This window comes from Kitasatospora sp. NPDC059577 (genome assembly GCF_042735475.1).
Taxonomy (GTDB): domain Bacteria; phylum Actinomycetota; class Actinomycetes; order Streptomycetales; family Streptomycetaceae; genus Kitasatospora.
In genome coordinates this window covers 1-10954 of the sequence record NZ_JBHWBZ010000099.1, presented here as the reverse complement: position 1 = coordinate 10954, position 10954 = coordinate 1, and the positions used below count along the sequence as shown (strand labels likewise).

At 76.4% G+C, this 10954-nt stretch carries 10 protein-coding genes; 8 read left to right on the top strand and 2 right to left on the bottom strand.

Annotated elements, in window-relative coordinates; genetic code table 11:
- Positions 1–129 precede the first annotated feature (129 nt).
- The 4 genes from ACFV0O_RS39805 to ACFV0O_RS39790 all read left to right on the top strand — a co-directional run bounded on the left by ACFV0O_RS39805 (position 130) and on the right by ACFV0O_RS39790 (position 3903).
- Positions 130–570, top strand: a complete 441-nt coding sequence (locus ACFV0O_RS39805) for a hypothetical protein (RefSeq protein WP_380349452.1) — start codon at positions 130–132, stop codon at positions 568–570.
- 46 nt (positions 571–616) lie between these two features.
- Positions 617–1873, top strand: coding sequence for a PQQ-binding-like beta-propeller repeat protein (locus tag ACFV0O_RS39800; protein WP_380349449.1), 1257 nt, complete (start codon positions 617–619; stop codon positions 1871–1873).
- Positions 1874–2673: 800 nt separating this feature from the next.
- Entirely contained in the window at positions 2674–2961 is a 288-nt protein-coding gene (locus ACFV0O_RS39795; protein WP_380349447.1) for a hypothetical protein, read from the top strand.
- A gap of 387 nt (positions 2962–3348) precedes the next feature.
- Positions 3349–3903: a YcxB family protein gene (locus tag ACFV0O_RS39790; RefSeq protein ID WP_380349444.1), complete on the top strand. Its 555-nt coding sequence runs from the start codon at positions 3349–3351 to the stop codon at positions 3901–3903.
- 226 nt (positions 3904–4129) lie between these two features.
- Here ACFV0O_RS39790 and ACFV0O_RS39785 read toward each other — a convergent pair whose 3' ends face one another.
- Positions 4130–5083 carry a hypothetical protein gene (locus tag ACFV0O_RS39785; RefSeq protein WP_380349441.1) on the bottom strand — a complete coding sequence of 318 codons (954 nt, stop codon included), beginning with the start codon at positions 5081–5083 and terminating at the stop codon, positions 4130–4132.
- Between the two features lie 34 nt (positions 5084–5117).
- On the opposite strand from ACFV0O_RS39785, the gene ACFV0O_RS39780 reads away from it, so the two are divergent.
- The 4 genes from ACFV0O_RS39780 (at position 5118) to ACFV0O_RS39765 (ending at position 9220) form a co-directional block, all read left to right on the top strand.
- A complete protein-coding gene (locus ACFV0O_RS39780) occupies positions 5118–5561 on the top strand; it encodes a hypothetical protein (RefSeq protein ID WP_380349439.1) in 444 nt (147 codons plus the stop codon).
- A gap of 227 nt (positions 5562–5788) precedes the next feature.
- On the top strand, positions 5789–6742 hold the full coding sequence (locus ACFV0O_RS39775; protein ID WP_380349437.1) for a DUF4331 family protein: 954 nt from the start codon (positions 5789–5791) through the stop codon (positions 6740–6742).
- Between the two features lie 100 nt (positions 6743–6842).
- Complete coding sequence (locus ACFV0O_RS39770; RefSeq protein WP_380349434.1) at positions 6843–7520, top strand: HAD family hydrolase; 678 nt, start codon at positions 6843–6845, stop codon at positions 7518–7520.
- Positions 7521–7678: 158 nt separating this feature from the next.
- Positions 7679–9220 carry an AAA family ATPase gene (locus tag ACFV0O_RS39765; RefSeq protein WP_380349431.1) on the top strand — a complete coding sequence of 514 codons (1542 nt, stop codon included), beginning with the start codon at positions 7679–7681 and terminating at the stop codon, positions 9218–9220.
- 335 nt (positions 9221–9555) lie between these two features.
- Here ACFV0O_RS39765 and ACFV0O_RS39760 read toward each other — a convergent pair whose 3' ends face one another.
- A complete protein-coding gene (locus tag ACFV0O_RS39760; protein ID WP_380349428.1) occupies positions 9556–10767 on the bottom strand; it encodes a S8 family serine peptidase in 1212 nt (403 codons plus the stop codon).
- Positions 10768–10954 lie beyond the last annotated feature (187 nt).

Below are 10954 nucleotides of genomic sequence, written 5' to 3'. Positions count from 1 at the left end.
CTCGCCGCGCGCGCGCGTGTGGGTGCGTGCGGGTGTGGGTGGCCGCCGACCTGGGCGTCCTGCGTGGGGTGGGGGGCGTCGCGGGCGGCGCCGACCCCCCCCCCCCGCTTCACAAGCCCTGGAGGACCCGTGCCCGCTACCCCCCGCTCCGTCCGGACGACCGGCCTGCTGCTGACCGCCGGCCTGATCTCCGCCGTCGGCCTCGCCGCGGCCGCCACCGCCACCGCCGCCCCGGCGACCGGCGCGTCGAACGCGGCGAAGCCGGTGGCCGCCCGGGCGACGCCCACCTCCAAGCCCACGCTCGCGCCGGACTTCACCCTCTGCTCCGGCGGCACCTACGGGTCCTACGCGGTGTTCGAGAAGCGCGGCAACCTGTCGACCACGGTCGTGCCGCCCGGCCAGTGCATCCACCTCGACCTGACCGGCCAGAGCAACGAGAAGGTCACCCTGTTCGGGCTCCGCCCCAACGGCCAGTCGTTCAAGATCGCCACCGACACCTTCGACGACGCCGCCGGCGAGCGCGTCCGCACCCTCGGCACCCCGGACCACGACGACTGGACCACCTTCTAGTCGCCGCCCGTCCGCCCCGGGAACCAGAGGTCCGTACCCGAAAGTCATGTCCGTCGTGAACTCCGACACCACCCAGCACCAGCCCCCCGCCCCGCCGGCACCCCCGCAGCCCGCTCGGCCCGACCGCAGGAGACTGCTGCTGAGCGCCGCCGGAGGCCTCGGCGCGCTCGCCGTCGCCGGCGGAGTCGGCTGGTGGGCACGCCGGGGCGACGTGCGCGGCCCGCGGCTGTGGAGCTCGCCCGACCTCGGCGGCCGGGTCGTCCTGGCCGCCGGGCCCGGCGATCCCGCCGAACAGCCCGCCGGACAGCCCGCCGGACCGCAGCAGGCGCTGTTCACCTCGGGATACGACGGCAGCGTGCGCTCCCTCGACCCGCGCACCGGCGCGGTGCGCTGGAGCCGGGCGGTCGGGGCGGCACCGCCCGTGGACGCCCTGGACGGCTGGCAGCTGGCCAACTCGGGCGGCTGGCCGCTGGCTTCGGGAGACGGCGTGGTGTGCGTGGTCTCCACCAGCGGTGTGCACGTCCTCGACGCGGCGACGGGCGAGCCCCGGTGGGAGGCGCCGCTGCCGGACTGGGACGAGTCCGCGTGGCAGCAGCAGCCCGTCGTCGGCGGCGGCAGCGTGTTCACCGCCCACGGCACCTCGCTGCACTGCCACGACGCGGCCTCCGGCGCGCTGCGCTGGAGCAGCGACCCCGGCGCCTCGGGCATCCTGGCACTGGCCGGGGACACCGTGTACACCGCGGGCCGCTACGGCGGGATCCTCGCGTACGACGCGCACGGCGGCGAACGGCGCTGGGCCCAGGACGCCGTCGCCGCCGTCGGTGACGCTCCCGTCGTCCACCAGGGCGTCGTGCACGTGCGACAGACCGACCCGGGGGCGGCCTCCTCGACGGTCTTCGCACTGGACGCGGCCACCGGGCGGGTGCTGTGGCAGCGCGGACGGCTGCCCGTGGCGGGCCCGCTGTCGGTCGCCGACCGATCGGTGTGCCTGCTCAGCGGGGACCGGCTGACGACCCTGGACACGCGGACCGGCGACACGATGTGGACGGCGAACGTTCCCATGGGCCTGGGGCGCGGGATGAGTTCGATGACCGCCGCGGACGGCAGCGTCTACGTGGGGACGAACGACGACCGGCTGTTCGCGTTCGACCTCGCGACCGGCCGGCCGCGCTGGCGGGACGAACCGGAACGGCTCACGGGGGGCACCGAGTACACCAAGGTGTTCCTGGCCGCCACCGGGTCGGCGGTCTTCCGCGGCAGCCGCACCGGCCTGCACGCCCTGGGAGCACTGCCCTCGGCCTGACGGCCAGGCCGGCCGGGTCGGCCGGGTCGGCCGGGTCGGCCGGGTCGGCCACGGCAACGTGGGGGGCTCGGGGTGGGGGGCGGGAGCGGGGGGGCCGCGCGGGGGGGGGGGGGGGGGGCGGGCCCCGGGCCCCCCCCCCCCCCCCCCCCCCCCCGTTTGCCCGAACGGAAGACCCGTCCACCCACATCCCGACAGATCGTCAAAACTCCTTCCTCACCAGCACCTTCCAGCAAGGCCGTCGAAATGCGCGGCACGGGCGGCACAGGGCGGCCGGCCGCGGCACGTGTGACGGACCGGTGAACCAACGTGCCAGGCGCGGAAGAGCCGCCACGGACGACAGCACGCAAACCCGACCGACAACGACCGGCCCCCGCCGACGCCACACCCGGCAGGATGGGCCCGTGCCGAAGAACCCACCGGAATCGATGCAGCACCACCTGCGCCGGCGCCTGAACCGCCACGCCCGCGAACCCCGGCCGCACGTGAACGCCATCACGGTCCGCCTCCGATCCGGATTCGGCTACGTAGCAGCCGAATTGACCGCCCAGGAACCTCAGCTCCTGTGCCGCCTGACCTCCGGCGGCTTGACTCTCTGCTCGAACAACTCGGCGGCCTGCATCCGCACCGACTCCCAGCGCACCCGTCCCACGGCGGTCAACCCGCCCCCATCCGCATATCTCACCCACCACCGGATACAGCCACCGCACCGCACCGATCAGGGACTTCGAGAAGGTTCACCCTGACGAGCCGAGGTCAGTAACGAATGGCTGCGAGACACCGTTCGTTGCGACCATGCGGCAGTGAACGCACTTCTTCCCGACGGATGGACGATCGAGCAGGTCCGCTCCGCATCGGATGACGCCAAAGCGGATCTGCTCTCGCTTGACCGACTCGTCGTCGTCGAACAGCACGGCTTCGCCGACTATGACGTCCTCCAGCCCGACGTCATCATTGCCTTCCATAGCTATGACATGTGCCTTGCAAGAGTTGGTGAAGGCTGGTTCATGGGGCAGCTCGACCCCGACGGCTCAGTCATTTGCTGGGCTTCCTACGGCCCTGACCTGGCCGAAGCCATTCGCGGGTTGTGAGCTGCCAGGCGGCGAGCTCGATCATTTTCACAACACGCCCTGGACGGGGGACTCGCCGCGACGGTAACGCGGGCCGAGGAACGGCGGGCGGGCCGCTGGCCTGCTTCGGCGGCACCGGTGCGGTCGCGGCGCCGCTGCGCCAGGGGCCGGCCGAGGAACTGCGGCTGCCAGTCGACCCCGGGGTCGCCCGGGAGGGCAGCAGGGTGTCCGGACCGTGACCGGCGGAGCACGGGTAGCGGGTGGGCCCGGTGGCGGCATGCGGGCGCAGGAAAGTGAAAAGCTGCTGGTCACGGGGGTGACCGCCCGGTTCCGCCGGGCCGGCCCCTTGCTAGGATCCGCCGCCCCGGACAGTGGATCAGCCGGACAGCGGATCGAGGAGAACAAGCGGTGGAGCAGGAGCGGGTGGAACTGACGTACGCGCCGACGGCCGAGGACTTCCGGGAGGCGTTCGCCGCCCAGGCCCGGCACACCACCGCGGGTCGGCTGGTGCGGGTGCTGGTGTGGGTGCCCGCCGTCATCGCCGCGCTCGGCGGCGTGCTGAAGGCGGCCGAAGGCGAGGCCGGCGTCCCGGACGCGCTGACGGCCGCCGCGCTCGTGGCACTGGCCCTGCTCGCGCCGCGCTACCAGGTCTTCTCGGCGCAGCGGCGGGCCGCCCGGCGCGGCGGCGAGTACCGCGCGGTGGTGGACGCCACCGGGGTGAGCGTCACCGACGCGCGCGGCACCCGCGTCCTGCCCTGGACGCGGGTCCCGCGCTCCCTGGAGACCGAGCGCCTGTTCGTGGTGCTGAACAGCAGCGGCAACTGCCTCCTCACCCTGCCCAAGCGCGGCACCTCCTCCCCCGACGCGCTGCGCGCCCTGATCGCCCGGCACACCACACCCGTCGTCCGGGCAACCGGCGGCACAGCCGACGACGCGGCGGCCCGGGCGGCCCACTCGAAGTAGCGCGCCTCCACGGAAGTGGCACGCAGCCTCCGAGGTCAGAAGTAGTCGGGCCCCGACCACTCGTAGCCCAAGCGCGGCACCTCCTCCCCCGACGCACTGCGCGCCCTGATCGCCCGGCACACCACACCCGTCGTCCGGGCAACCGGCGACGCGGCCGACGACGCGGCGGCCCGGGCGGCCCACTCCGGGTAGCGCGCCTCCACGGAATGGCACGCAGCCTCCGAGGTCAGAAGTGGTCGGGCCCCGACCACTCGTACCAGTGGCCGCCGACCGGGGTGTACCCGAGGGGGACGGAGACACCCGAGGGGAAGTAGGCGTAGCCGTGCGCGGCGAACACGCCCGTCCCGGAGACGGTGAACTTGACGCCGCCGCCGACGAGTTCGGCGCTGCTGATGGGCAGGCCGCCGATCCAGCCGGAGGCGTAGCGGGCCGTGCCGCCGTCGAGGGCCTGCTCGGCGGCGGCGGTCAGGGCGGGCCTGGCCAGCGCGAGCCGGGCCTCGCGGGGCACCTCGGAGCCGGCCAGCGTCACCGCGGCGACGGCCGCCAGTGGCACGAGCGCCCAGCGCCACGGGCCGCGCGGCCGTGGGGCGTTCCCGGCGCGGGCCGTCGGGCCGTTCGCCGTCGGGCCGTTCGTCAGGCCGTTCGCCGGGCCGAACACCGTCGGGCCGTTCGGCGCCGCAGCGTTCGGCGCCGCAGCGTTCGCCGTCCGCCCGTTCGCCGTGAGCACCAGCTGCCGGGCGGTCCAGGCGAGCGGCAGCACGACCAGTGCCGCCAGGCCCGCCCCGCCCAGGCCGTAGTCCAGGCCCGGCACGCTGGAGCCCGCGACGACCGCGGCCGAGGCGAGGAGGCCGCCCAGCAGTGCGCTGTTGCCGGGCCGGTGGAAGCGCCGCACCCGGCGGCGCACGGCGGGCGAGGCGGCCGGAACCGCCACGGCCAGGGCGAGCAGCAGCACCCCCACCGGCACCGGGAACACCCGGACCACGGCGAGCGGGATCATCGCGAACATCCCGGTGATCGCCGTCAGGAACGTCGCGGCCGAGTGCGGGAATCCGCCCGGCGCCGCCGCCACGACGGCCAGCACCGCCCCCAGCAGGAGCGGCGCCCGGTACCCGGGCCCGGTGAGGCGGCGGATCGCGGCGGCCCCGGCGGCCGCCGGCGGGGAGAAGAGGTTCGTGTTCACGGCGCCCATCCCTACCAGACGGCGGATTCCCGCCGTGCGGGAGGTCCCTGACGCACCGGCGGCTCACCTGCGGGTTCGCCCCGGATCCGGCGGCGGCCGGGCGCAGGCCCTCCACCTGCCGCTGCGCTACACCGTGGAGGACATCGAGCTGCCCGGCGGGACCACCACCGCCCGGGGCGAGGCGGTCCTCGCCTCCTACGCCGCCGGACGCCGCCCCGCCCGCTACGGCGACAGCGGCGCGGACTTCGACGTCACCCGCCCCACCAAGGACCGTCTCGTCTTCGGCCACGGCCCGCACTTCTGCCTCGGCGCCCCGCCGGACCGCGTGGAGGGGCAGACCGCGCTGCGCATGCTCTTCGACCGCTTCCCCGGCCTCGCCCCCGCCCCGCGCACCGAGCCGCGGCCCGTCGACTCGCTGGTCTCCGACGGGCACCGCACCCTGCCGGTGCTCCTCGGCGAGCCGGCCCCGCAGGGCTGAGGGCCGGCGCCGGGCTCCTCGCCCGCGCGGCGCAGCGGGCGGGCCGGGGGCAGGCGGGCGTGCTAGCAATGGCCACAGGGGCGGGGCCGTCCGTACGAAGCACGCACGCACGCGAGCACCCGGAACGCTCGGAGCACTCGGAACGCTCGGAGCACCCGGAGCACCCGGCACGCTCGCTGCGCTCGGAGCATGTCGAAGCACGCACGCACTCGAAGCCGGAGACCGTCTTGTCCCATCACCTCAGCGGACCGAACCTGCGCTCGCCCGACGGCGACGCGCGCCTGGACCTGACCGACCTGTTCGCCTTCGCCTCGCCGGAGCCGGGCCGGACCGTGCTGGTCATGAACGTGAACCCGATCGCGCCGACCGGCGGGCAGGCCTTCCACCCGGAGGCGGTGTACCGGATCAACGTCGACACCGACGGTGACAACCGGGCCGACCTCGCCTTCAGCTTCACCTTCTCCGACCCGGCCGACGGGCCGCAGACCATGACGGTGCGGCGCGCCACCGGCGAGGGGGCGCGCGGGCACGAGGCGACGGGCGCGCCGCTGGTGTCGGGGGCGCCGGTGAGCTTCACGGGCACCCCGGCGGTGGTCGAGGCGGGCCCGTACCGGGTGAGCGCGGGGCTGCGCAGCGACCCGTTCTTCGCCGACCTGGACGGCATCGTCGCCAAGTTCCGGTGGACGGGTGTCGACTGGGGCGCGGACAAGAACGTGTTCGGCATCGTGCTGGAGGCGCCGGAGGCGGAGTTCGGCGAGGCGCCGCAGATCGGGGTGTGGGCGCGGGTGAGCGTGCGCAAGGACGGCGGGCTGGTGTCGGTGGACCGCGGCGCGCACCCGTCGCTGACGGCGTACTTCAACGAGGAGGACGTCAAGGACGCGTACAACGCCGGGGAGCCGGCCGAGGACTGGCAGACCTACCGCGAGCCGTGGACGGCCGTTCTCCAGCACTTCGGCGAGTACACGACGGACGCGGCCGAGGCGCAGCTGCGCGTGGTCCTGCCGGACGTCCTGCGCTACGACCGCACCCGCCCGGCCGGCTATCCGAACGGGCGCACGCTGAGCGACGACGTCACCTCCGCCCGGCTGTCGATGCTGACCGACGGCAAGGTGCCCACCGACCACATCGGCCCGCACACCGACCTGCTGCCCGCCTTCCCGTACCTGGGTCACCCGCACTGAGCCGCAGGCCGGGCCGACTTCCTCGGGCCGAGTGCCCCGGGCCGACTGCCCGTCACCCCCCGCCGCCGCCCCGTGCGCGGCGGCCCGTAGGGTGGCGGGCATGTCCCTTCCCGTCGAACTGGTGATCTTCGACTGCGACGGCGTGCTGCTCGACAGCGAACGCCTGGCGGTCCGGGTGGACGAGCAGGTGCTGAAAGCGGTGGGGTGGCCGCTGACGCAGGAGGAGATCGTCGAACGTTTCCTCGGCCGCTCGCACGCCTTCATGTCCGCCGAGGTCGAGGCGCACGCGAGCGTGCCGCTGGAGCCCGGCTGGGACAAGCGCTTCCAGCACCTCTACGACGAGGCGTTCGCCGCCGAACTGGCCCCGGTGGAGGGGGTGGTGGCGGCCCTGGCGGAGCTGGAGCGGGCCGGTGCGGCGGACTGCGTGGCCTCCTCCAGCAGCCACGCGCGGCTGCGCGCCACCCTCGGGCGGACCGGCCTGCTGCCGCGCTTCGCCGGACGGATCTTCAGCTCCGAGGACGTGGAGAACGGCAAGCCCGCCCCCGACCTGTTCCTGCACGCCGCCGCGGCGATGGGCGTGGAGCCGGCCGCCTGCCTGGTGGTTGAGGACAGCAAGTACGGGGTGGCGGCCGCCCGCGCGGCCGGCATGCGGTCGTTGGGCTTCCACGGCGGGCTGACCCCCGCGCACTGGCTGGCCGGGCCGGGGACCCGCACCTTCGCCGACATGCGCGAGCTGCCCGCCCTGGTCGCCGCGGCGGTCGACCAGCCGCTGCCCTGACGGCGCCGCCCGGTTCCCCTTCCTGCCCCGACCTGCCTGCCCCTTCCTCCTCCGGCCTGCCCGGGGTCGCGGGTTCCGGAGTTGAACGGGTTCGCCGCCCCGGGCCGTTGAGGAGGTTGGCGGGGGGTCGGGCACATGTGGTGACAGGAGGCGATGGCGTGGCGGGCGACCACATGGTCATCGAGCGGGTACGGCGACTGGAGCAGGACGCGGACTGGGACCTCGCCCCCGGGTACGGGCCCGTGTCTCCCCGGCCGGAGGCCGCACCCCTGCCGGAGGCCGCACCGCTGCCGGAGCCCGCGCTCCTGCCGGAGGCCGCACCGCTGTCGGGGGCTGCGCTCCTGCCGGAGGCCGCACCGCTGCCGGAGCCCGCGCTCCTGCCGGGGACCGAGACCCGGGGGCACCGGCCCCTGGACGCCATGGGCACGGTGCTGGTGCCTCCGGAGGCCCGGCCGCTGCCCGCCGCACTCCCCTTGCAGGCGCCGCCCCCGCCCCTGCCGCCGCAGCACCTGCCGCCACCGTCGCCGCACCTGCCGCCGCCGGCCGTGCTCCTCGCCGTGCCGCCCGCGCCGCCCGTCCACCTGGCTCCGCCGGCTCCGCCCGTCCAGACGGCTCCCCCCGCGCCGCCCGTCCACCTGGCTCCGCCGGCTCCGCCCGTCCAGGCGGCTCCCCCCGCGCTGCCCGTCCACCCGGCTCCGCCCGTCCAGGCGGCTCCCCCCGCGCTGCCCGCGCAGGCGGTCAACGCGCCCGCCATACACGCCGCGCCCGCCGCGCGGCGGGGCCTGCGCGGGATCGGCCGGGGCACCACGCTCGGCCGGGGCGAGCGGGAGCGGCTGGAGGCCGTCATCCGCACGCCGTTGCAGCGCTCCTACCGGATCGCGGTCGTCGGCCTCAAGGGCGGGGTGGGCAAGACCTCCGCGACGCTGGCGCTCGGCTCCGTCCTCGCCGAGACCCGGTCCGACAAGGTGATCGCCGTCGACGCCAACCCGGACACCGGCACCCTGAGCCAGCGGGTCCACCGGGAGACCGCGGCCACCGTCCAGGACCTGCTGGCCGTCGCGCCCTCGATCACCGGCTACATGGACATCCGCCGCTTCACCTCGCTGACCTCCAGCGGGCTGGAGGTCCTGGCCAACGACCCGGACCCGGCGGTCGCCACCGGCTTCGGCGGCGAGGACTACCGGCAGTTGGTCGACCTGCTCGCCCGCCAGTACCCGATCGTCCTCAGCGACTGCGGCACCAGCCTGCTGCACGGGTCCATGAGCGCCGTGCTCGACCTCGCCGACCAGCTGGTCATCGCCGCCACCACCAGCGTCGACGGCGCGAGCGGCGCCGGCGCCACCCTGGAGTGGCTGCACGCGAACGGGTACGGCGCGCTGGCGTGGCGCAGCGTGACCCTGATCTCCGGCGTCCGCGGCACGGGCCGGATGGTGAAGGCGGAGAACCTGGTGGCGCACTTCGAGCGGCTGTGCCGGGCCGCGGTCGTCCTGCCCTTCGACGAGCACCTGGCCCTCGGCGGGACGTTCGACCCCGCGAAGCTCCGCCACCGCACCCGCCGTGCCCACCTCGAACTCGCCGCCGCGGTCGCCGAGGGGATGAGCCTCGACGCCGCGCAGCCCGCGAGCCTCGCGCACCCCGCGCACCCCGCAGGCTTCGCGCAGCCCGTGGGCTTCGGGGGCGGGCCCGTTCCCACCTGGTAGGGACCGCCTTCGGGGCCGGTCACGTGACGGGAGGTCGTACCGGTCGTGGTGCGCCGTCATGAGCCTTCGGACGCCGGGCGGGCCGTGCTGCCGCGTTTCCTGCCCGGTTCGGGGGTCGTGGGCCGGGCGGCGCTCGGCCGGCCGGCCGGTGCTGAACGGGATCACGTGGAAACGGCGGACCGGCTCGGCCCGGCGGGCCCTGTCGGAGCGCGCGAGGCCTTCCGCCGGGGCGCGGCGCCGCGCCGGCGGGGGTTCGTCGACGGGCTCTCGGGCCCGTCCTCAAGCCCCCGCCGGGGCGGGCGGGTCGAACCTGCCGGCGGCCGGAAGCGGGCGGGTCAGGCCTGCCAGCGGCCGGGGCGCCAGGCGCGGCGGCGGCCGGCCGTGCAGACCAGGGCGGTGCCGGTGATCAGGGCCACGGCGGTGAGGACGGCGCCCGCCGTGACGATCGCCTCGCGGCCGGCCGGGTCCGGGGGCGGCGGCTGGAGTGCGGCCGCGGTCGGGGCCGGGCGGGTGGTCGGCGCGGCGGCGGGCGCCGGGGCGCCGACGGCGGCGGCCGGGTCGACCGTGCCGTAGCCGAGGCGGGGGTCCGGCAGGGCGGTGCCCGGGTGGTAGGCGGTGGCGGTCAGGCGGTCCTTCAGCTGGGCCGGGCCGAGGTCGGGCCGGTAGCCGAGGACCAGGGCGGCGGTGCCGGCCACCACGGCGGCGGCGAAGCTGGGCCCCGAGCCGGTGAAGTAGCCCTTGCCGCCGGGCCCGACGCTCATCATGGCGTCCCCCGGGGCGACCAGGTCGATCCGCCCGGCCCCGCCGGAGGCACCACCGGAGCCACCCGAACCGCCCGGGCCACCGAGCCCGCCCGAACCGCCCGGGCCACCGAGCCCGCCCGAACCGCCGGAGCCGCCCGAACCACCGGAGCCGCCCGAACCACCGAACCCGCCGGATCCGCCCGAGCCGCCGGAGTCCGAACCACCGCTGGGCGGGGCGCCGTTCGGGGCCAGGTCGGACACCGTGAGCACCTCCGCGGGGGCCTGGGCGGCGGCCGCGGAGCCGCCGCCCTGGTCGGGCGCGGCCGGGGCGACCACCAGGGCGCCCTTGCCGTCGGCGTAGCGGACCGCGCCGGCCAGGTCCTCGTTGCCCGCCGTGACGGGCAGGGCGACCGCGATCACCCGGGCGCCGCCGTCGGCCGCGTCGCGGATGCCCCTGGCCAGCAGGGCGGCGGTGGTGTTCCCGGCGTCGTCGGTCACGGCGACGGCGAGGATCCGCGCCTCGGGGGCGATGCCGGTGAAGCCGACGCCGTCGCGGTGGCGGGCGGCGATCAGCCCGGCCAGGAACGTGCCGTGGCCGACGCAGTCGCGGGTGGAGCCGCCGTCGCCGTACTCGCGCGGCCCCGGCACCAGGCGTTCGCCCAGGACGCCGGAGGCCGGGTCGACCCCGGAGCCGACGACGGCGACGGTCACCCCGGCGCCGCGGCCGAGCTGCCAGGCGGCCTCGGGGCGCAGGAAGGCCTGCGCCCAGGGCATCCGGTCGGTGTCCTTGTCGGAGGGCTTCACGCAGCCGTCCGTGCGGCCGGTGCCCCGGTTCTGCCCGATCACGGGCAGCGCCGCGTCTCCGCCGGAGGGGGCGGGACCCGGGCGGGCGGTGGCCCGGCGCGCGGGGGGGGCGGGGGCGGGGGCGCCCCCCCCCGGGGCGCCCGGCCCCGGGGCGGCGGGGGCCGGGGGGCCGGGTGCGGCGGCCGGC

Bases quoted from the DNA above. Each gene is read 5' to 3' on its own strand.
- ACFV0O_RS39800 (WP_380349449.1), top strand. From the start codon at position 617: ATGTCCGTCGTGAACTCCGACACCACCCAGCACCAGCCCCCCGCCCCG.
- ACFV0O_RS39770 (WP_380349434.1), top strand. From the start codon at position 6,843: ATGTCCCTTCCCGTCGAACTGGTGATCTTCGACTGCGACGGCGTGCTG.